Raw genomic sequence first — 21,671 nt, 5'->3', positions numbered from 1 at the left:
AGCTGGAGACTCGAAAGCTAGAAGCTAAAGCGAGCTAAGCGGTGTTACGCCGCTGCTCGCTTTTTTGTGGTGCTTACTTGCTTTGCATCTCCAAGCCTAATGCCCAGCGATCGTCAAACCCTTTCCAAGGCTCTGGCTTTTTGCCATCTACGGGTACTTGGGCACTACTGCCACTCACGTTCAGGTATTCACAATCATCTTTTAAACCTTTCACATGGCAGTTCATAAGCGCAAGCGCAAAATGCTCGTTAATGGCATTAAGCTTTTGCACTTCCCATGCCGGCTCAATGTAACTTCCCAAATCAAATTCACTGCCATAAGCTTCTTTAGGTGCAGGGTGAGGTGCAACATTGTGGCGTGCATTCTTAATGGTTAGTAACTTAGATTCTTTACTGCCGGTATTATCGAATAACCACTTTATACCGTCGTAGCCAGAAATATCGTCGTTATCCCCAGCAACATAAAGAACAGGAACTTTAATATTGTTTAGCGATTGCACATCAAATAGCTGATGTTGCCCGCCCCATGGCGCAAGTGCTAGCGCCGCTTTCCAGGCTGGTAATGCTTCTTCGCTACTGGCCTTGCCACCTGCGCAGGTGTTAAGCGCTTCTTTAATTAACGCCGCCGTTTTAGGATCTTGTGTACCAGTGAAGGTTGCAGCGGTTTGGTCGTTAAAAGCATAGCATCCTCCTACCGTGCTAACTGCGCCGTAGCCCCCCATTGAATAGCCAATCACTCCCGCTTTGCTTGCATCCACACTCTCTTTAAAAAAGGTATTTCCGCTGATGCTGTTCAAAGTAAGAACTTGGTCTCGTGAACGATTTAATAACGTACTTGGAAAACCTGAATACGGATTTTCTGCAAAATTAACATCTTTGTTTGTGGAATCTGTGTGGTCGATTGCCGCTACTACATAACCGTGAGACGCGAGGTGTTCGCCTAAATAAAACATAAGGGTGCGGTAACCGGTATAACCATGAGAGATAACAATTACCGGAAAATCAGTGTCAGCAGCGGCAATAGGCGCATCACGGCTTGCATCAGCTTGTACCTCAAACACCTGACCACTTCTTGTTTCATTAATGTAAGTGGCCTTTTGAGCCGAGCTTGCTGCAGGATACCAAACCTCCAAAGTAAGTGATCGCTCGACTTCATTACCAGCAATGTCTTTTACTTTAGCAGGATAAGCCGCTTCGATTGTCTTCACGCCAACATCATAGTTACCTTTCTCACTTAACGATGGCATTACGTCGGCTGGAAACGGCTTATAAAGCGTTTGAGCAGCTGATACCGAAGGAGATATGGCCGCGGTCGCTGAAACCAGAACAGCACCGCCAAAAAGCAGGGATAACGTTTTCATAATTTGGGGAATTTTCTCGTTATTAACAGGCAAAATTATAATTATCTAAGACAAAATACATAAATTCAGGGTCAGTACAGTAGCAACATCCTTTACTAACAATAGCTTTCGCCAAGTGACCCTAATTTACTTTTAAACATTAAAAAATAACAATGTAGATAAACTGCGCTATTTTCTACCAATTACGGTTAAATTTAAACATTTTTCAACATTTCTGCCAAGGCGGTTTTACGAGTATCAACTGCGCCTTGTTTGTTAACACCATAACGAAAATCCGTTTCCTTGCCAATAATATGTACTTTATCTTCTGCTCTTGTCACAGCCGTATACAACCAACTACGATCAAGCAACCTTCCTCGTTCAAGCAAAACAATCACATTAGGAGCTTGTGACCCCTGCAATTTATGCAAGGTTAAGCAGTATGCGAGATCGATATATTCAAATAATTGCCAATCGACTTCTAACAAACGTTTGTTACCTTTTTCATCAAGGTCTTCAAGTTCAATTAAGCAAGCATACTCATCAGTAGGTTCTGCACTCTTTATGATCCCCAATGTACCATTCTGAACATCGTGTTTATAACTGGTTAAGGTAATAACAATCGGGTCACCTTCTCTGAAGTCATAGCTTCCTTTGGTAATCGGCATATCCGTAAGGTCAAGAAGCTTGCTATTAGGGTTCACAACACCTTGCAGTATGATGTTTGCTTTTCTTACCGTATCGTTGGTAGGAGCGACTATCATGGCGTTGTCATACTCAGAATACACAGTTACTGCGTCTTGCAGAATATCGCCCGTTGATTCTTGGAACGTAATGTCAGTAGTAGTTAATGACTCTGGCATTATGCCGTGCCGTATGGCATTGGAATATGCAGGTACACTACTATCTGCTCCCTGTCGTTTCACGACATCAAGTTCCACATGGTTTATTACACCGCTTTTAATTACATCATTTAAAATGAAACCCGCATTAATCGGTGGAAGCTGATAAGGATCACCAACTAACAAGATTCGAACCATATCAGAAAACAAAGTAACCAAACGCCACATGGTATACGCATCCAACATAGAGGCTTCATCCACAAGCAGTACAGCTTTATCCGTATCAAGATCAGTTTCTCGTAACAGTTTTGCTATTGTCTTCGTTTCAAAACCGATTGATTGTTGAAGCCTACGAGCTGCCTTCCCTGATAACGCAACGGGGTATATCGTATAACCTAATTTTTGATAAGCATTTACAATCAGCTTAGTAGTTGTTGTTTTACCTGTTCCAGCTCCTCCAGTTAGCGCAAAGACGTGACTGACTAATGCTGTCCTTACGGCACGTTCTTGTGCTTTTTCAATGGGCCAATCGGCAGGGAACGAGGTTCTGAATGCTTCTTCCAACTCGCTCGACCAACGGTTGTTTGATTTTCTGAGGTTACCAAAACGTTTGGCTATAGTCTTCTCAAATATATAATTGCCTGAAACGAAATATTGATTGTTTTGTTTAACAAACCCAACGATACCGCCATCTAGCTCGCTTGCCCTTGTAACTAAGCGCAGGTCTTTGTTCAACAGCTTAGAAACTGACGGTTTAATGTCTTGCCAGTCTGCAACCGTATTGCCCTGTTCACTCCATAATCTCAATGCTTGTTCTACGATTGCTACCAGTCTAATTTCATCATCCTGTTTTATACCGAAATGCTTTTGTGCAATATCGTCTACCTTGTGAAATCGCATCCCCAATGAAAACAACCGATATGGGTTCTGGGTAAGAAAATTGATAGCATCCTGATCGGCAAATCTGAATAATTGTCGCTGAATAGGGGCTTCTATTTCCCATTCAACCAACTGCGCTGAATGTTTTAGATTTGAATACTCTTTGTAGCCATGCCAAAGCCCATGTGCCGCTTTGTCACTAAGCAAAACTTCCCTAACTGCTTGAAAATTTGTTTTTGATTGGTCTTTTTCGTAAGGCGCATATTTATCACGTTCTAGTACGTTAAATATTTCGCTTCTAAACTTTTCCCAAAGGAATTGAGCGCTTACCTTACCTATGCCTTCAAACCCTTTCTCTGTACTTAAAAAGGTTACAAATCCAACGCCATTATCTGGCATAACACATTTTAGTGTCGGCTCCATAAAGCGCCACACATCAACATAACCCCCCGTGCTGACTTGCTGCTGTCTGATACTGAAGTTTTGCTCTTTGAGGATTTTCCATTGCTGTCCAACTTTCGGGTCAATATTCAGCTTTTCTTGGGTAGTCAGAATCTCAATGCGATGCGCCCCTAAGTTGTGATTAACAAAAACAGCCCCCAATCGCACGTTATCTGGGCGGTATTGGTATATTCTGGTGATCCTTACCAGATAAGCGCTACTCTTCATTTCCACAAGCCCATTTCAATCAACACTTCTTTAAACTCTGATAGCTTGGCAACCTCAGCAGCTAGTTTGGCATTTTCATTTTGAAGCCTGCGATTTGTCCTTTTGAGATCACGAACTTTGGCGCTGTCCTTTATGTCTTCTTCAGTACCTTTGGATACATCTATTACCTCTTTATCGAGAGGCAAATTAGCCTTGCGCTGTTGGTAGACTCCTGAGGTTGCAAGTTCTTGTTTAAGGTCTTGCAACAAGTCAAAAAGCTTTTTGTTTCTTTTTTCCTTAAATGCAGAGGAATCAAATCCAAGCTCATCGGCAATTTTCTTCGGGCTTAAGGTATCACCATGCCAATAATCCAACCAATTAGGCGACTCTTTCGATTTCATTTCAGCTACCCAACCTAGGAATAGATCTCTGTTACGTTGACCTCTTTCTTTACTCATCTTAACCGCCCTCCACGATGCGTCTTATCGTAGTTCTGCTTACGCCATACTCCTTTGAGAGCTGGTTCTTGGATTTCTGCTTTGACAGAACTAATTTGCGGATCTTTTCCCTGTCAGAATCAGGAATAGTCTTTGGCCTGCCCATATGCTTTCCTTGAGCAATAGCCCGTTCACGACCTTCGGTGGTATTTTTGATGATCAGGCTTTTGTTCAGCTCAGCAAAAACAGCAATAACATGAAGAACAGCTTTCCCAAATGGCGAATCGTCCGCACTGTTAATAACTCCATCAAGTGTTGTAAGAGCAGCGCCTTTTGAATGAATACCATCAATTGCAGTCATGATCCCCTTTAGGCTTCTTCCCAAACGATCAAGTTTTGTAACGCATACAACATCACCTTCACGGATGTAATCCAGAAGATCGTCAAGTTTTTTTACATTATCCAAAGAGTTACCGCTTTGCTTACCAGAAAATATCTTCTCGCAACCATGACGTTCTAACGCTTCAACTTGAGCTTCAAGATCTTGCTCTTGAGTGCTAACCCTTGCATACCCTATCTGTGCCACTTAGATCTCCTTATTGAATAAACAAGCCTAAGCAGCCCTTAAAGGCCGTCCAAGTAATTCATATCCATCAACAGAATAATAACCGCCTTGGCTGTCGCTATATTCGATTCTGGTTACCTTCCATTCACCATCGTCAAATACTTCAACCACATCACCACTAGTAAATTGAACGCCTTCGCATTCAAACCTTCCAAGTTCATTCAGATAACTACGATTCATGACTTTCTCCATACTTTTACTGAACTAAAGTTATAACTTTAGTTTACAACTCAACTCAAATGAACTTTATATGCAAATTAAATTTAAGTTCATGAACCTTTCGTAAATATAAACTTTAGTTCAAACCAAGAGAAGCAAGAGAAGCAAGAGAAGCAAGAGAAGCAAGAGAAGCAAGAGAAGCAAGAGAAGCAAGAGAAGAATAAAACAAAATCTCAATTAACTTACGACTGATTTAGAATAATTTGAAAAAGCCTTAAGCTTCGTTGCTAGCATTATATTTTTGTTGCTTCATTTACGGTTTTATGAAAATATTGAACGATGATAGGTGTATTAAAATTTTCGCCTATCATTATTGGTAAACTGTCCACGGGCAGTCATGACATAAATTTTTATGTCATTTTTTCGTTTGTAGAAAAAGTCTATCGATAAGCTTAATTCACTTAAATCCCTTGTCTGTCGATGTTTTCTACCTGCAATTTTATAGGTGAAACATGAAGAATTTATTCAAACTATCAACCCTATCACTCATCGTATTGTCCAGCGTTGGATGTGGCGGAGGTTCAAGCGAAACTAACTCTCATCCTATCGACATGACTGCCTACGGAAACCTTGAGGTACTTGTCGCTGGACTACCATCAGGCTTATCGGCAGATATACAGATAACAGGCCCTAATAATTACTCAACGTCATTAACGACAGGAGAAGTATTATCGAACCTAGTTACTGGCGATTACACTTTGAGTGTGAACAGTGTTACCACTCAAGGAGTCACTTATAGCTTTAACAACGGTCAGTCACAAACTGTAACCGTTTTAGAAGGTCAAACCCTGAGCGTAAACATTGATTATACAGCTCCTGTAACGGCAACTGGCGTAATTACAGGTTTTGGTAGTGTTTATATTAATGGTGTTAAGTTCGAAACAGACCAAGCTGTTGTGACCGCTAACGGAGAAACAGATACTGAAGATGCGTTAGAAATAGGTATGGTTGTCACCATAAACGGAAATATTGGAGCCGATGGTGATGGCGCAGAAGCGTCTTCCATAGAATACCAAGCAAGTGCGGAAGGTCCTGTCACAGGCATTAATTTAGCCGAAAAAACCATTACCCTGCTTGGTCAAGTGTACTTTATTGATGATTTAACTGAGTTTGACGATGTAACTTTTGATGCTATTCAGATAGGTAACTGGGTTGAAATTAGCGCTATCGAAAACAGCGATGATCAATACATAGCTACCCGAATAGAGTTATCCGATAGCTCAGAAGAATATCAATTAGTTGGAGAGGTATCGCAACTTGATACAGTAACAATGACGTTCAACATTGCTGGGCAATCCATTGATTATTCTAACGCTACAGTAGAGGGAGAGTTACTAGATGGTGTTGAAGTCGAAGTTGAATCAGAAACAGACCTTGTTGATGGCGTGTTAGTTGCCTCAGAAGTTGAAGTAGAAGAAGCGCCAGATTTAGCAGGTCAGCTTATTGGTTTTGAGGGTGAAATTGAGGTGTTTACGTCAATAACCGACTTTGTGGTAGATGACCAAGCCATCACAACTACAAATGAAACCATCTTCAAAGGGGGACAAAGCTCGGATTTAGCCCATGGTGTCGAGATTGCCGTTAGAGGCACAATTGTTGATGGAGTCTTGGTCGCAACCGAAATCAGAATTGCGCAGGACACTGAAATTAAAATAGAAGGACTTGTTCAGTCAACCGACCTAGATACTAATTCGATTGTTATTCTAGGTAATACAATTTTTACTGATGAGTACACGCGTTTTATTGATGACTCAGAAGACGATGAAAGACGTTTTAGAATCGATGATATTTTAATTGGCGATAAGGTTTCTATTAAGGCATTTGATAACGAAGGCCAACTGCTTGCCAGTCAGATAAAACGTAAAAAAACAGCCAACGAAGTTGACGATGATACGGAAACGACTGAGTTGGAAGGTAAAGTATCAGATATTAGCGCCCCAACGTTTTCTGTTAATGGTGTAAGAGTTAAAGTAACGGAAGCTAGTGTGATTGAATCACCAAATGGCTCAGAGCTAACCTCAAGTGAATTTTTCTCTGCTATAACAAACGATACCGAAGTTGAAGTAGAAGGTATCCCTCAAGATGATGGCTCGCTGTTGGCACTTGAAATTGAGATTGAGTCAAAAGAAAACGATTCAGGTGATACCGAGCCGTTTGTGGAGCTTAAAGGCAACATAGATAGTTTTGACTCGATAGAGGCTTTTACTGTTAACGGCCACTCAATTACCACTAACCTATTTACACGATATGAAGATGGCAACCCTGATTTATTGGCTGTAGGTATTGAAGTGGAAGTTAAAGGGCATCAAGCAGAAGATGGTACGATAGTCGCGAAAAAAATTGAGTTTGAATCAGAAGATGATAATGACCGTGAAAGTGAGATAGAAGGTGAAATTACAAGTTTCACAAGCGCAACTGAATTTACTATTGGTGAGCAAGCCATCACAACGACAGCTAATACAGAATTTGATAACGGTAGTGTTGAAAGCTTGGCTTTAGGCGTTCATGTAGAGGTTGAAGGACACATCAATAATGATGGCATTCTGGTTGCTGATGAAATCGAGTTTGAAGAAGCTGATGAAATATCAGTGGAAGGCGTTGTCTCAGTATTTGTATCAGCAACGGAGTTTTCAATTGGCGAACAATCTATAACTACTAACAGTGAAACTGAGTTTAAGAACAGCAGCGCTTCAATGCTGGCACTTGGTGTAACACTGGAAGTTGAAGGTGTGCTCGATGAAAATGGAACGCTCGTGGCAACAAAAGTTGAATTTGAAGAGCCTGATGATGTTGAAGTTGAAGGAATTATTACCGTATTTACTTCTGCAACTGATTTCGAAATTGATGGACAACATGTAATTACAGATGAGTTTACTGCCTTTAACGATGGTACGGCTGAAAATTTAGCGCTAGGTGTGGAAATTGAAGTAGAAGGATATGCAAACAGCGACGGTTCAATTGTAGCGTTTAAAGTTGAATTTGAAGAATTCGATGAAAATGAAGTCGAGGTCTCAGGCACTATTTCAGAGTTTATTTCCGCGACTGATTTTTCTATTGGAGAGCAGAAAATCACAACCAATGATGATACAGAGTTTGAAGATGGTACGATTGATGACCTAGCTGATGGAGTATCAGTCGAAATTGAAGGTGTGGTCAATGAAGATGGAATACTTGTTGCTGAAAAGGTTTCTTTTGATTAGTGCATTCAATCAAATAATCCTCTAAATTAAATACTCCCCAAAAAGCCTGCATACCAGTTGCAGGCTTTTTATATTATAACGTGAGGTATAAAGACTTATTCGTATTGAAAATACACTCGTTAATCTCTGTTTTTAGCAGGTAGTCCATTATCAATATTCACCGCAAGCTTGTTCAAATCAACGCCATCCATCTTTTGAAGGTTGTGTTGCCATCTAGCAAACCTTTCGAGCAAAATATCGTTTTGGGTACTTAACCGTGTATTCTCTGAATTAAGCCTCTCGTTCTCGTTTTCAAGTTTTTCAACTCGCTTTATAAGCTCAGCGATGGTTGCATCATCATTATCCAAATTTTCCAAGAGTTGACTTAATTTATCGGAACTATCAAATAAAGACTTGGCTTCTTCGATAGCAGCAGATTTTTTGTTTCTTAACTCTTCTTTCTTCAAGTCAAAAGCATGTTTGATTTCGTCATGTTTTGTGTATGTATGGCGTGATGGAGGGCGCTTTAAGCCCAATTCAGATTGCAGTTTTTCTGACAAAAGATCATAAGTCAGCTTTCCACTCCAACCATCAATAATTCCAAGTATTGTTTCTTTGTTGTCTGTTACAAAAGCCATGATTACTCCTCCATATCTGATAGTGCTAAGGCGGTGAGATCAAAAGTAGGAATTACATTTTGCTCATCAATATTGAGTGAGCGTTTGACTGGTGATGGGTCTAATTCATCAGGTATTCTGATAGGTGTCCCATCAGGTGTGTTAGGGTCTTCCATCATGGTAATAATGGTCTTGATCTTTGATAACCTGAAACCTAGAGCTGTTACCCAACGATCAGCACCGAAAACTTTATCTCCTGCTTTAACGATTGCATCCTCTAGTTGCTCCTCATAAAGCTTCTCAAGGTTTTTAAGCTCTTCTAGGGTGTTAGGCAGTCCCTTGAGGCATTCATGGTCACTACAGACCGCACAATCACCATTTTTAACACATGGACTTTCCGCATAGTTGTGAACGCAGTAACCTAACCCTGTAAATTGAGCGACACCCGACCTATTAATACCGAGTGATTTAAGAGAAACGGGTAAACCTAAATCATGTAAAACGATTGCAGGAGGTGGCGACTCAGATGTGTATGGCGATAAAAACTGATTAGCTTGAGCAACCGTCATGATACCTTCTCCAGTTACTACATGACCTATGCGCTTCGTTAGCCGTGATTTCTGTTCTTGTGTTCTACCATCGTAAGCTTTGTTTTGTTCTATATCCGCTCGACCTGACCATTTGGCAATCAACCAATCTTCTTCACCAGCGAGTTTTAACTTGGTATTTAACCAATGCCGAGGTTGGTGAGTATTTAACCGCAATCGAGAACCGTCTTCGTCAGTAATAGACAATTCATCAAAAACCGATTCAATTTGATTTTCTCCTGAGGGTCTATCAGAACCTATAGCGTCACTTACAGATCCGTGACCCACCATTACCCACGAAAACGACTTAACATCAAACTCTTTATGAAACTCATTTTCTCGAACTAAGGTAATGCAGTCCCAGATTTTGACATCGCCATAATTGGGAAAGCCTTTTGTTGTATATTTTTGGTCAACAACAGAGCGCAGATCTCTATAACTAGGGAACGCGATGCTTACCCCAGTTGGATTATGAGTGTGTTTGGTCAGTATTTCGTTGTCTTGAGTTACTGTACCCCCTTTTAATAAGTCCTTTTTCCAGTCAGTCACATGATTAAGTTGGCTTATCAAATTGCGCAACCATTTTATTGCACCATTATGTGACCAACTCATCTGTGTCCCTTTAAAATCAAGACCAGTCTTAAATCCCATCGCTTTTGCGAATTGGTTGTATGTTAACGGTTTATCTTGAGGAAAATCAGCAGGTGTAATGCATTCATTATGAACTAAAAATACTTCTGGATTTTCATGAGCAAATTTCGCAGCAGTTCGTGCGGGTTCGGAAATATCAATAAGTCTGTCAAATGCCTGCTGTACGACATCCTCTAGTAGTTTAGGCACCCACTTTTTAACGGGATCTCCACCTTTTGCAGGATGCCACATTAGATATAAACGTCCCTTTTCACTTCTTTGTAATGAATTTGTTGTTAAACCATTAAGTTCTGTATTTCTACTCGGCTGGCACATCAACATTACACATAGACTGGAGAAGTACTTTTGACGAGGTGTTTTAGCTTTGTGAAAGGCATCCGCCACTTGAAGCATTTGATAGTCAGAAGGGCATTTCTCCACTTCTTCTTTACGACTGTCTTCATCAAGTTTAATTCTGGAATCAGATGGACGAGGGAAAGGATTTGACCAGTCTTGTAGATCTAGCTTGAATCGCTTGTCCTTAATGAACTTCAATATTTTTTCAAATGACAGACCAATATTGCGCTTTCCTCCAGCACCTAATTTACTGTTCCTAATCTGCTCCTCAACACGATTTATCAATGTGTTATTGAGGTGCATAATATCAACATCAGATCTGTCATTTAGAGTCGTGTTTTCTTTTAGCGCATTATAGATCCACACTAAAGATGAAGCCCAAGCGGTTGAGTCTCTATGATTTAGTGACTGCTCATAACGTACATAGGCTTTGGCAAAATCAGCAAATGGCTGTTTGAATGGTATATATTTGGATTGGTTTACACTGTTTCCAAATACGATAGTTAACTTCTTTCCTCTTGCTGTGTCCCAAGACCATTTATCACATTCCCATCCTTTCTGAGTTCCTAGAGGGGCATTAAATTCATGATCACCAAAAAGTGATAAGTCATTTTTTGCGAATGCTATGAAGTCCGCATAATTTTTCTGGTAATCGAGCTTATGCTTCGGTGTAAATACCAATACATCAGACATTTAACGCCCCTTCTTTTTCTAGCTCTTGCTTTCTAACATGACACTTTTGAATGACTACTTTGATTGCATTAATACTTCGATTATGGCCTTGTAACACAAGCTCACTTGCACCCATTTTACGCTTTCGATCACGTTCAGAAATGACACTTTTCAGGACTTCAGCATGAGGTGCATTCAGCCAAGGTTGAAATTTATTGCAGGTGTAACAATGAATTGTGCCATTAGCACAAAAGCCAAACTTGCCACAATTTCCGACAGGATTGCCATCATTGTTATTAATTCGGCTACGAGGATCATTGGCTCGAATTGCGTCTTTTTCGCTATCTATTAAAGTACCTGAAAATGCCTGCGCCAATGGCGTTAAATCAGATGCCAATGCTTCATCAATTCTGTCAGCCATTGCTTCGTTGAACTCAGTGTAGACTTTTACTTGTTGGGTATCCGACTGGCCTAGTTCTTCGGCTATTGCATAATCGCTTGCTCCTAACATTGCCATATTGGTTGCATGGGTATAGCGGAATCGTCTGGGATTGATATGCAAATCACCAAACCCATCATCTAACTTAATCCGTGTTGTTTTTAAAGGGCAAAGTCGAGACAAACGCCTGATCATTTCACCAATAGAAGGATTTGCTCCTTTCATCCGTATACACAATAAGTCAGGCGTTTTTTGTTGTAGCTGTTCAAATTCATCAAAACTAGCGAGTTTAGACATTTCTCGTGTATTGAGGAAAATAGGAATTTGGTTCTTTTGGCTGGATTTCAATTTAATATCAAATTGTGTTTCAACAGCCTTGATGGATTGATTTGCCTGCGTTTTTAGCACCAGCATTAAATCTTCACCAGTGTCCTTCTTGAGTTGAAAAGAGCCTCTAAAATGTTCATCACGTTTTTTAGCATTTGGGAGTTGTAAATCAAAATGCTCAACACCTTCTTCAGTCCTTGTTATTAAATCTCCATAGTAGAGATAAGTGAGTTGAACAGGACGGGCACCCGTTTGTTGTAGTGCCATGATAAAGGCGTAATCAGTCAACGAGATCTGCTTTTCAGTAAAGGCATCCACGTACCAGTTTATAAAGGCTGTTTGTTCTTCAAATGAATACGCTCCGCTAAAAGGGCAGCCTAAGGCAACAGCTTTTCCTTTTTCATTACCAGAAAGTTTAAGTGAGTTAAGTAACTCAACCGCCTTTTTATCAACTCCTTTGATCTCTTTGTCGTGCCAGTCCAGTAAAAATGCACGAATATAACCAAGCTTGTATTCAGTGCTTTTAGTCAGGGTCGCTTTGAAATTCACTATATGCTGTTCTCGAACAGCATCACTCACGCCAATTGCAAAAAGCAATCGGCTAAACATGAATATATTCAACGCATAAGAAGACGAAAATTCTGAAGCATAGTCAGCCAAGGCTAGTTTGAAGTTAATTTCGAACTTTGGGTCTAAATTTAGAGGGGCCAGTAAATCAAAATTCAGTGACTTATTTGCATCTAATTGCCAAAGATCGTCATACACATCAAATTCATAGTTAGCTTTACTGTATCGCTTATCCGACTTTGTTCTAGCGCTTTTTGAGCCGTGTAATTTTTTTGCTTTAGCTACCATGATAACCCTCGTCTGTTTTGTGCTTCATCCGCGATTGCATTCTTTGGCGTATCCTTTGTGCCTGTTTTCTTGCAGTTCGCTTGAGATAAATCTCACCTGATTTAAGAGATGAATGTCCATTTAATTCAGCTCTTATCTCCAGCTCTCGCTGCTTTGTAATCTTATTTTCGTCTGCATATTGCTTTGCAGCTTGATGCAACCCCGCCTGTTCCAATCGTTTTACTTCTTGCCTGACAGCCCTTCTTTCCTCATCAATCTGATCTGACAGTTGATCATTAAAATAATGCCTATAAGAATGAGGTGTAATAGCCCAGAAACGCTCAGGGTTAACACCTTTAATGCTTTTAAATACATCATTAATTGTTTGTTGAATGAGCGGTTGTCCAGACTGGTAATGTCCCTCCTTATCTTTGTGAGAAACAAAAATAAATGGGTGTGTTTTCGCTACTTTCGTATCCGCACGATGAACCTTTATATAAGTATTTAACAAGTCTCTTAGCTCTTTTGTAATAGAAACAGCTCTGCCGAGGGTCTTTGCTGTTGGCTCTTTTAACCTAGGATCATCCTTACTGTCATGTCTTCTAACAACTGACAATGCTGGATTGTCAATATCTGTTCCAATATCGCTAATTCGAAGCGCTAATAACTCAGCACATCTAAATCCTGTTTCATACAAAACTTGAACAATTAAATAGTTTCTAAACTTGATAACTGGGTTTTTAAACGGGTTGTAATGTGAATCAGGCTTAGCTACCTCAACAAAGTCATCAAATACATCATCTGGAATACCAGATTTATCTAAGGAAACTTTCTTCGATTTTCCTTTTGGCTTACCACTCTTAAGTCGAGTTTTCATCTTATCCAGCGCCTCCATAAGTTCTGCGGCTGCTGGCTTATGCTTGACTCTCTCTTGCCCTATAAAGTGAAGAAACTCTGCAATGTGAGCTATACGGGATATATATTGAGATTTACCAATAGTCGGTTTGTCTTGTGATTTTGATAAATGAAACTTTCCCATATCGACCACATTACTTGCTGGTTTATCTTTAACCACTTTAGCCTGATATGAGCAGTGCTCTTTAAGTTTATTAATATCATCAAGGTTAGGTACTTTACCGTTATATATTTCCTCAAGCAGATCCCTACCGTTAATCTCCTCCCAGCGTTTCAAATGTTTAATGTCTTTCAGGTATTGCTCAATTGATGTTGCAGCTTTAGTCATTCGCAGTTTTTGCGTAACAAAATGAGTGACCCAAAAATCGGGAACGCCATCTTCTCCTAATAAAAAGGCGTAGCGCTCTCCACTTTTAAATTTCTTTACAGCAACTTTCATGAACACCCACTAATAAACATTTACATTTGTTATAAAGTAATATAGTATATATTTTTAACTTTTCAACATTAATTTTCTAATAAAACTAAAAAAGCCGCTTATTAGCGGCTTTATAGAGAATTTTTCAACATTCTTATTTTTGTCTTTGGTTAGAACGGAATGTCATCGTCGAAGTCAAAATCTGGCTCAGCCATTGGTGGGTTCTTTGGCTGACCTTGATTGCCACCCTGAGGCGCTTGATTGTAGCCGCCACCTTGGTTTGAGTTGTAGCCGCCCTGCTGGCCACCACCTTGCTGTGGCGCTTGGTTATAACCGCCTTGTGCAGGCGCCTGGTTGTAACCCCCTTGGTTGTTCTGAGGACGTTGGTAACCACCGTTACCACCACCGCCGTCACCGCCGCGACCGCCAAGCATTTGCATTTGGTCTACGATAATTTCAGTGGTGTATTTATCTTGGCCTTGCTGATCTTGCCACTTACGCGTCTGCAATTTACCTTCAACATAAATTTGCGAGCCCTTTTTCAGGTACTCTCCGGCAATTTCTGCTAAGCGACGGTACATTGTAAGGCGGTGCCACTCAGTGCGCTCTTGAACCTGACCCTGTTGGTCTTTCCAGCTTTCGCTAGTTGCTAGGCTTAAGTTCGCAACGGCGTTTCCGTTAGGCATGTATCTAACTTCAGGATCATTGCCAAGGTTTCCAACAAGAATAACCTTATTAACGCCTTTCGTTGCCATTGATGTCTCCTGTAACGTTTTTAGTGGCTTGCTGTATAACTCTTCTTAGTAAGACATCAGCAAGCGCGAAAGTTCATCGAATATTAGCCGGTTAGTATACCGTATTTTATGAGGGAAAATTGAAGTTTTTCACCACAGGTTTACGTTACTAACTGCAACACGTTCTAGAACTTAACAAAATTTATTGTCAGCGTCTTCTGAACTTTCGCGTTGTTTTTAGCTAATTTTAGCAAGGGCGTTGCGATTAAAAACGCCCTTCCTTGTCTGCTACCACCACGTAATGTAAAACGCCGCTGTAAGGATAACTACAGCGATAGATGCCACATTAAATCCGCTTGTGGTTTTGAACTGCACTTCGTTTAGGTCGACAGCATTTTCACTGACACCTTTTTTCTCTAGCAGAGAAACAACCACAGCTAAAGCAACACAAAGCAGGAACACAAGTCCAACACGGTCAATAAACGGCAGTTCAGGCCAGAACTGTCTAAACACAATGCTTAAAACAAATGAGCCTAATGCAGCTAACAGACCACCGTTTGCTGTGGTTTTCTTCCAGAACATACCTAAAACGAACAACGCGCAGATACCTGGTGTAAAGAAGCCCGTGAATTCTTGGATATACTGAAATGCTTGATCGAAATTACCCAACAGCGGCTTGGCCACCACCATAGCAATGATAATCGCGACCAAGCTTACGATACGACCCACTTTCACATAATGCTGCTGCGACTCGTTTGGACGCTTATCTTTATAAAGGTCCATGGTAAAAATAGTAGAAACGCTATTTGTCATCGACGCTAGCGAGGACACAATCGCCGCCACCAAGGCTGCGAAGATAATACCTTTAAGGCCAACAGGCATTAGCGTCATTAGGCTTGGGTAAGCTTGGTCCGGTTTAGCTAAGTCTGGCACAATTAGCACTGCTGCAATCCCTGGCAAAACCACAATTAAAGGCATTAGCAGTTTTAGGAAAGCCGCAAACGCAATACCTTTTTGCGCTTCTTGAACGCTCTTTGCCGCCAACGTGCGCTGAATGATGTACTGGTTAAAGCCCCAATACGACAGGTTCATGATCCACATACCGCCAATCAATACAGAAATGCCCGGCAAGTCCATATAGTGCGGGTTGTCTTCTGACAAAATCATGTCGAATTTCTCAGGGAGCTTGTTAGTAAGGTCAACAAAACCTTGGATGGCACCATTGCCGTCACTGATTAGGTTTAACGCCGTATACGACAGGAACAAGCCACCAATAACCAATAGCACCACTTGAATAATGTCGGTTAGTGCTACCGCTTTCAGACCGCCGTAAAGTGAATAGGTTAGCGAGAAAAGGCCTAAAAACATCATACCGTAAACCATATCAACACCCGCGATGGTATTGATGGCCAATGCACCTAGCCACAGCACAGCAGTTAGGTTTACAAAAACATAAACACCTAGCCAGAATATTGCCATTACCTTGCGCACGCGATGGTCATATCGCTGCTCAAGAAATTGAGGCATGGTGTAAATTTTATGCTTAAGAAAGATAGGTAAGAAGAACTTGCCGACAATAAGCAGCGTAATGGCGGCCATCCACTCATAAGACGCAATGGCAAGCCCCAACTGGTAACCTGACCCCGACATGCCGATGATTTGTTCGGCAGAAATATTGGCAGCGATGAGTGATGCGCCAATTGCCCACCATGGCAAGCTTGAGCCCGCTAGAAAGTAATCATTTGTGTCTTTTTGATGACCCTGCTTTTCGCGAGAAACCCACCACGCAATTCCGACAAGCGCGACGACGTATACCACGAACAACGTGATATCTATTGATGCTAATTTCATAGTTTTTCCCAAAGTTCTTATTTTGGGTGCGGCGATTGTTATGCAGGGTACACAGGTGAAAAATTGTTTTTATTATTATATTGGTTGTTGCCACACCAGTGTCACGTTATTAAAACGCGTTTCGCAAAGCACAATAAATCATAAATGGGTGAAAAACTCACCGTTAAACTTATCGCGTTATTGCGGGTAGTATTAGTATCACACTTTGTTTACTTTTTTTAACTAGAAATGTGCACTTTTTGTAAAAAAAAGCCGCAACCAATGGATGCGGCTTAAGGGACACAAACAATTCTAAAGAATAGGATTGTTTAGAAAGGGGAGAGGTTTGTGCATAAAGGCTGTATTTAAATCGATAATTAGGCGAACGCGCCCTGTGTAGCCGTACACACATAAATATCAGCACTGTACCCTGTTTCATCAGAGTACTTGTCGGCCACGACTTGCTTCACCGCTTCAACTTTGTCGGTAGGTACAAGGGCCACTACGCAGCCGCCGAATCCACCGCCAGTCATGCGAACACCACCCGATTTACCCAGCACTTCACCAATGATCTCAACCAAGTAATCGATTGGGCGAACGGTAATTTCAAAATCGTCACGCATGGAGATGTGAGATTGCGCCATGGCTTCACTAACCGTTTCGATGTCGCCAGCTTTTAATGCCTGGCTTGCTGCCAGTGTTCTAGCGTTTTCGGTAACAATATGCTTCGCGCGGCGATAAACCACCTCTGGCATATGTGCTTTAGCGCCTTCTAGCATTTCCATAGTTGCTTCGCGCAACGATGCCACACCCAATAACGACGCGCCTTGTTCACACTGCTGACGACGCAAGTTGTATTCACTGTCAACCAAACCACGTTTAACATTCGAATTGATGATAACGATTTGATGCGAGTCTGGTAGTGGTGAATGCTCAATGGCTAGCGACTGGCAATCAAGCAGCATTGCCATGCCTTCATTACCCATAGCAGAGATTAACTGATCCATAATTCCGCATGAGCAGCCTACGAACGTATTCTCGGCTTTCTGCCCTAACAGTGCAGCCTGTACGCCATCGAGGGGCAACTCATACAGCGCGCTTAACGCTTTTAATATAGCCACTTCAAAAGATGCCGAAGAGCTTAACCCAGCGCCTTGTGGCACATTGCCCGTAACCAATAAGTTAGCGCCGCCAAAATCTGGAATGGCCTCTTTAAGTACTTTCACTACGCCGCGAACATAGTTTGCCCACCCTTGTTCTTCGTCATAGTTAATGTCTGACAACGAGAACTGGTTTTGCTGATTTTCGTAGTCCATCGCGGTAACCACGATGTCATTATCTGCGCGCTTTGTTGCCGCAACCCACGTTCCAAAGTTGATTGCAGCCGGAAATACGAACCCTTCGTTATAATCGGTATGCTCACCAATAATGTTCACTCGACCCGGCGCATGTGCGATTAACGCTGGCGCTTCGCCGTAATGCGTTTCAAAATTAGAAGAAAGTACTTGATTATCCATTCGCATTCTCACGTTTCTTATAGTGCACTGTGGATAGTGCTTTTAATCTGTCTGCCGCTTGTTCAGGGGTCAAATCTCGCTGTGCCTCTGCCATCATTTCGTACCCAACCATAAACTTGCGTACACTTGCTGAGCGCAGAAGTGGTGGGAAGAAATGCGCATGTAGCGTCCATTCAGGGTGCGCTTCACTATCAAATGGGGCACTGTGCCATCCCATAGAGTATGGGAAAGACGTTTCAAATAAGTTGTCGTACTTCGCTGTAATTTCGCCAATGATCTTAGCAAGAGATAGCGACTGAGAATCCGAGAGCATGTGCATAGATTGCACGTCAAATCTGGGTAACAGTAGCGTCTCAAAAGGCCAAGCGGCCCAGTATGGTACAACTACAACCCAATCATCATTTTGACACACGACTCGCTCTTGCTTCGCTACTTCTTGTTCGGCATAGTCCAACAGCATAGGCGTGCCGTTTTCACCAAAGTATTGCTGTAGCTGCACGACTTTTTTCGCTGGGTCGGTAGGCACATGCTGCTGCGCCCATACTTGACCATGAGGGTGAGGATTTGAACACCCCATCATTGAGCCTTTGTTTTCAAAAACTTGTACCCAGCGATAGATTTCACCAAGTTCAGCGGTTTGTGCTTTCCACGTGTTGACTACGTCTACGCGTTCTTCATCGGAAAGCTCAGGTAACGTTTTGCTGTGATCAGGGGAAAAACAAATAACACGACTGCAGCCTTGCTCAGTTTCGAACTGAAACAGCCCCTTTTTCTCACTGGCTTGTTCTGTATCTTGCTTAAGGGCGGCAAAATCGTTTTGAAAAACAAACGTACCTTTGTAATCAGGGTTAACTTCACCATTCACGCGGGTGTTTGTTGGACATAAATAACACGTAGAGTCGTAAGATGGCTTTTGTTCGTTGTTTGGCTCTTCTGAGGCTCCCTGCCAAGGGCGCTTCGCTCTGTGAGGCGACACTAACACCCACTCACCCAACAAAGGGTTGTAACGGCGATGTGGATCGTTGGTAGGGTCGAAAGGGGTTCCCATAATCACTCTCTCTGAATTAGCCTGCTACGCTCTAATGCGCAACATTAAATAGGGTTAAACGTTTACCCTGATAATGATATAGCAAGCTTCTACGTTTATCAATTGCGTAACAAAGAAAATTAATTGTTAAATTGATAACAAATAATTTTCTTTTGTTACTACATAACGATTTCTATGCGCTGAACTTGTATCGCATACTTGCTTTGAAGGTTTCCCCGGGTTTTACGAAACAGTTTGGAAACTCGGGCTTATTGGGTGCATCCGGGAAATGCTGTGGTTCTAAGCACAAGGCACCAAGCTGATCGTCGGTTTTCAACCCGCCAGTATAAAACTGCAAACCCGGCAAGTTAGTAAATAACGACATAGCAACACCAGTATCAAGTGCCTTTACGGTTGCTTGTGGGGTATGCTCAGGCGTATCACGGAGTACATAGTTGTGGTCGTAGCCTCCCACCCTATCAAATAATGGATGGGAATTAGATTGCTCTGCCCTTTCTTTTATTGCTGTAGGTTTCGTGAAATCGAAGGGAGTGTTGGCAACTTCGACCAGTTTTCCAGTTGGCAGCAAGGTGCTATCTGCGTCCGTGACTTTGTCAGCATCTATATGTAGCAATGTATTACCCACTTGCGGGTCGTTGCTCAACGTGAAGTAAGCATGCTGCGTGAAACTAAGCGGGGTTTCTTTGTCTGTATTTGCGGTGATCACAAGAGATAACTCGTTGTTTTGATCAAGGGAATAGCATGCCTCTACATTAACAGTACCGGGAAAGCCGCCTTCCCCATCGGGACTAGTTAAGGTAAATGTTACAGCCACACTGTCCGCCGTCTCTTGGACGCTTGCCGCCCAAACCTTCTTATGAAACCCAGCTAGGCCGCCGTGTAGATTATGTTCACCGCCATTTTTATCTAAGGTGTACTCTGTTCCATTTAACGCAAACGAGCCATGTCCAATTCGGTTTGCGTAGCGTCCTACGATCGCACCGCGATAGCTCGGGTCATCTATATAGTCTTGTAGAGTCTCGAAAGTTTGGACACAACTTACCGATTCACCTTCTGCATTCGGGAAGTGAATTTCTTTAATAATTCCACCGTAGTTAAGCAAGGTAACTGACATGCCGTTGTCGTTAGTTAACGTAAAGGCGTTTATAACTTCGCCTTCAACTTCACCAAATGCAGATACATTTATTTTCATAACAAAATTTTTACCTTAAGACGTGCTTAGTAAACTGACGCGTTCCAACCTACCACACATTTTTTATACATTAATGAATAATGCAATCTTTCAGAATGCCTAGGAGGTTATACGTTTTCCATTCTTTTTTACAGCGGTTTGATTAACAATCATAGAAGGTAAAACCACTTAGGTAATCTAACGCTCTTCATCTCTCTAATGCATCTCAGCTCCGTGAAAGACACCACAAGCTAAGCGTTAGAATTTTATCTTTTTTTGTAAATATAATGTACGCTATGGCAATCAGGTCAATCGACACTCCACGCAATAAAACGAAGTTTGAAAGAAAATGGCAACAATAAAAGATATCGCCCAAGCCGCTGGCGTTTCATTAGCGACCGTATCAAGGGTTATAAATAATGGTCCTAAAGTGGGCAATGATACTCGCAAGCGTGTCAAAAAAATCATGGAAGAAATGGGTTATCGTCCCAACGCTAATGCGCGGGCACTTGTAACCAAACGTAGCGCATCTTTAGGCGTTGTCATTGCTGAGCTCCACGACCCATTTTTCGCTATGTTAGCCCACGGTGTGGAGTCCATTACCCGTAAAAATAACGTTCAAATTTTATTAAGTGCCGGCTCTATTGAAAAAGAGACTGAACTTCGCGCTATTGAAACACTGCTAGAGCATCGAGTAGAAGCCATGGTAGTGCACAGCAAAGCACTTGATGACGAGACCCTGATCGGTTTTGCAAACCAAGTTCCAGGCTTTGTATTAATTAACCGCTATATACCAGAGATAGCAAATCGTTGTGTGTGGCTTGATAACGTAACCGGTGGTCGCCTTATGGCGGAATATGCCATCAACCAAGGCCATGAACATGTCGCGGTGATAAGCAGTCAGTATCGCATAGACGATCCTAATCATCGCCTCGAAGGGATTAGAAACGCGGTTAACAATGCGAATTTAAGCTTGCCTGAAAGCATGATTGAGTATGCTACGCCCGATCAGGAAGGTGGTGAACTGGCAATGCAAAACTTGCTTGCTACTGGTGCAAAATTCACTGCTGTTTTGGCTTATAACGATGCTATGGCATCTGGTGCTATGACCATGCTGCAAGATCATGGTATTTCAGTTCCAGAACAAGTATCTGTGATGGGGTACGATGATGTGCTGTTAGCAAAGTACTGTCGTCCTAAATTAACGACTCTGCGTTATCCAGTAGAAATGATGGCAGCAAAAGCGGCGGAACTTGCATTGAAGTATGCATCGGGAAGCAAACCAGAAGATGGGCTTACCTTTAAATATACTCCTACAGTAGTAAAACGAGATTCAATGGTTAGGGTTTAGCTGTTCGTTTTCCTTTCAGAAATTAATAGACCAAAAAAATACCCGCCTATGGCGGG

The 21,671-nt window shown here is 41.8% G+C and carries 16 protein-coding genes; 2 read left to right on the top strand and 14 right to left on the bottom strand.

Annotated features, from left to right (window positions below):
* Positions 1-73: 73 nt before the first annotated feature.
* The 5 genes from ACFI6L_RS09815 to ACFI6L_RS09795 all read right to left on the bottom strand — a co-directional run bounded on the left by ACFI6L_RS09815 (position 74) and on the right by ACFI6L_RS09795 (position 4,950).
* Positions 74-1,360 (bottom strand): alpha/beta hydrolase family protein, encoded by a 1,287-nt coding sequence (locus ACFI6L_RS09815; RefSeq protein ID WP_462573893.1) that lies wholly within the window; start codon positions 1,358-1,360, stop codon positions 74-76.
* A gap of 194 nt (positions 1,361-1,554) precedes the next feature.
* Complete coding sequence (locus ACFI6L_RS09810) at positions 1,555-3,729, bottom strand: AAA family ATPase (RefSeq protein ID WP_226434090.1); 2,175 nt, start codon at positions 3,727-3,729, stop codon at positions 1,555-1,557.
* Positions 3,726-4,166, bottom strand: coding sequence for a hypothetical protein (locus ACFI6L_RS09805; protein WP_150141102.1), 441 nt, complete (start codon positions 4,164-4,166; stop codon positions 3,726-3,728). The genes ACFI6L_RS09810 and ACFI6L_RS09805 overlap by 4 nt, the downstream gene beginning before the upstream one ends.
* A gap of 1 nt (position 4,167) precedes the next feature.
* A complete protein-coding gene (locus ACFI6L_RS09800; protein ID WP_150141100.1) occupies positions 4,168-4,731 on the bottom strand; it encodes a recombinase family protein in 564 nt (187 codons plus the stop codon).
* A gap of 27 nt (positions 4,732-4,758) precedes the next feature.
* Positions 4,759-4,950, bottom strand: a complete 192-nt coding sequence (locus ACFI6L_RS09795; protein WP_150141098.1) for a DUF5348 domain-containing protein — start codon at positions 4,948-4,950, stop codon at positions 4,759-4,761.
* Between the two features lie 491 nt (positions 4,951-5,441).
* Here ACFI6L_RS09795 and ACFI6L_RS09790 point away from each other — a divergent pair, with 491 nt between their 5' ends.
* On the top strand, positions 5,442-8,189 hold the full coding sequence (locus ACFI6L_RS09790) for a DUF5666 domain-containing protein (protein WP_226434614.1): 2,748 nt from the start codon (positions 5,442-5,444) through the stop codon (positions 8,187-8,189).
* 119 nt (positions 8,190-8,308) lie between these two features.
* Here ACFI6L_RS09790 and ACFI6L_RS09785 read toward each other — a convergent pair whose 3' ends face one another.
* The 9 genes from ACFI6L_RS09785 to ACFI6L_RS09745 all read right to left on the bottom strand — a co-directional run bounded on the left by ACFI6L_RS09785 (position 8,309) and on the right by ACFI6L_RS09745 (position 20,285).
* Positions 8,309-8,806: a hypothetical protein gene (locus ACFI6L_RS09785; RefSeq protein ID WP_150141069.1), complete on the bottom strand. Its 498-nt coding sequence runs from the start codon at positions 8,804-8,806 to the stop codon at positions 8,309-8,311.
* Positions 8,807-8,808: 2 nt separating this feature from the next.
* Positions 8,809-11,052, bottom strand: coding sequence for a hypothetical protein (locus ACFI6L_RS09780; protein WP_150141067.1), 2,244 nt, complete (start codon positions 11,050-11,052; stop codon positions 8,809-8,811).
* Complete coding sequence (locus ACFI6L_RS09775) at positions 11,045-12,652, bottom strand: site-specific integrase (RefSeq protein ID WP_462573891.1); 1,608 nt, start codon at positions 12,650-12,652, stop codon at positions 11,045-11,047. Before ACFI6L_RS09775 ends, ACFI6L_RS09780 begins: the two co-directional genes overlap by 8 nt.
* The gene (locus ACFI6L_RS09770) at positions 12,642-13,985 is read right to left on the bottom strand and encodes a site-specific integrase (RefSeq protein WP_294413228.1); all 1,344 of its coding nucleotides are present in this window, start codon (positions 13,983-13,985) and stop codon (positions 12,642-12,644) included. Before ACFI6L_RS09770 ends, ACFI6L_RS09775 begins: the two co-directional genes overlap by 11 nt.
* A 149-nt stretch (positions 13,986-14,134) precedes the next feature.
* Complete coding sequence (locus tag ACFI6L_RS09765; protein ID WP_462573890.1) at positions 14,135-14,719, bottom strand: single-stranded DNA-binding protein; 585 nt, start codon at positions 14,717-14,719, stop codon at positions 14,135-14,137.
* Between the two features lie 267 nt (positions 14,720-14,986).
* Positions 14,987-16,549, bottom strand: coding sequence for a sodium/sugar symporter (locus ACFI6L_RS09760; RefSeq protein WP_462573889.1), 1,563 nt, complete (start codon positions 16,547-16,549; stop codon positions 14,987-14,989).
* 356 nt (positions 16,550-16,905) lie between these two features.
* On the bottom strand, positions 16,906-18,045 hold the full coding sequence (gene galK, locus ACFI6L_RS09755; RefSeq protein ID WP_462573888.1) for a galactokinase: 1,140 nt from the start codon (positions 18,043-18,045) through the stop codon (positions 16,906-16,908).
* Positions 18,038-19,093 carry a UDP-glucose--hexose-1-phosphate uridylyltransferase gene (locus ACFI6L_RS09750; protein ID WP_039217401.1) on the bottom strand — a complete coding sequence of 352 codons (1,056 nt, stop codon included), beginning with the start codon at positions 19,091-19,093 and terminating at the stop codon, positions 18,038-18,040. The genes galK and ACFI6L_RS09750 overlap by 8 nt, the downstream gene beginning before the upstream one ends.
* 172 nt (positions 19,094-19,265) lie before the next feature.
* Entirely contained in the window at positions 19,266-20,285 is a 1,020-nt protein-coding gene (locus tag ACFI6L_RS09745) for an aldose epimerase family protein (RefSeq protein WP_039225898.1), read from the bottom strand.
* A 328-nt stretch (positions 20,286-20,613) separates the two neighbouring features.
* Between ACFI6L_RS09745 and ACFI6L_RS09740 the strand changes: the two genes are divergently transcribed.
* Positions 20,614-21,615: a LacI family DNA-binding transcriptional regulator gene (locus ACFI6L_RS09740; RefSeq protein WP_014947876.1), complete on the top strand. Its 1,002-nt coding sequence runs from the start codon at positions 20,614-20,616 to the stop codon at positions 21,613-21,615.
* Positions 21,616-21,671 lie beyond the last annotated feature (56 nt).

The sequence above is a fragment of the Alteromonas sp. G4i35 genome, from assembly GCF_054960375.1.
This window is presented reverse-complemented; position numbering and strand designations above follow the sequence as displayed.

Excerpts from the sequence above, each read along its gene's own strand:
- ACFI6L_RS09815 (WP_462573893.1), bottom strand. The coding sequence starts at position 1,360 with ATGAAAACGTTATCCCTGCTTTTTGGCGGTGCTGTTCTGGTTTCAGCG.
- ACFI6L_RS09810 (WP_226434090.1), bottom strand. The coding sequence starts at position 3,729 with ATGAAGAGTAGCGCTTATCTGGTAAGGATCACCAGAATATACCAATAC.
- ACFI6L_RS09805 (WP_150141102.1), bottom strand. The coding sequence starts at position 4,166 with ATGAGTAAAGAAAGAGGTCAACGTAACAGAGATCTATTCCTAGGTTGG.
- ACFI6L_RS09795 (WP_150141098.1), bottom strand. The coding sequence starts at position 4,950 with ATGAATCGTAGTTATCTGAATGAACTTGGAAGGTTTGAATGCGAAGGC.
- ACFI6L_RS09790 (WP_226434614.1), top strand. The coding sequence starts at position 5,442 with ATGAAGAATTTATTCAAACTATCAACCCTATCACTCATCGTATTGTCC.
- ACFI6L_RS09785 (WP_150141069.1), bottom strand. The coding sequence starts at position 8,806 with ATGGCTTTTGTAACAGACAACAAAGAAACAATACTTGGAATTATTGAT.
- ACFI6L_RS09780 (WP_150141067.1), bottom strand. The coding sequence starts at position 11,052 with ATGTCTGATGTATTGGTATTTACACCGAAGCATAAGCTCGATTACCAG.
- ACFI6L_RS09775 (WP_462573891.1), bottom strand. The coding sequence starts at position 12,652 with ATGGTAGCTAAAGCAAAAAAATTACACGGCTCAAAAAGCGCTAGAACA.
- ACFI6L_RS09770 (WP_294413228.1), bottom strand. The coding sequence starts at position 13,985 with ATGAAAGTTGCTGTAAAGAAATTTAAAAGTGGAGAGCGCTACGCCTTT.
- ACFI6L_RS09765 (WP_462573890.1), bottom strand. The coding sequence starts at position 14,719 with ATGGCAACGAAAGGCGTTAATAAGGTTATTCTTGTTGGAAACCTTGGC.
- ACFI6L_RS09760 (WP_462573889.1), bottom strand. The coding sequence starts at position 16,549 with ATGAAATTAGCATCAATAGATATCACGTTGTTCGTGGTATACGTCGTC.
- galK (WP_462573888.1), bottom strand. The coding sequence starts at position 18,045 with ATGGATAATCAAGTACTTTCTTCTAATTTTGAAACGCATTACGGCGAA.
- ACFI6L_RS09750 (WP_039217401.1), bottom strand. The coding sequence starts at position 19,093 with ATGGGAACCCCTTTCGACCCTACCAACGATCCACATCGCCGTTACAAC.
- ACFI6L_RS09745 (WP_039225898.1), bottom strand. The coding sequence starts at position 20,285 with ATGAAAATAAATGTATCTGCATTTGGTGAAGTTGAAGGCGAAGTTATA.
- ACFI6L_RS09740 (WP_014947876.1), top strand. The coding sequence starts at position 20,614 with ATGGCAACAATAAAAGATATCGCCCAAGCCGCTGGCGTTTCATTAGCG.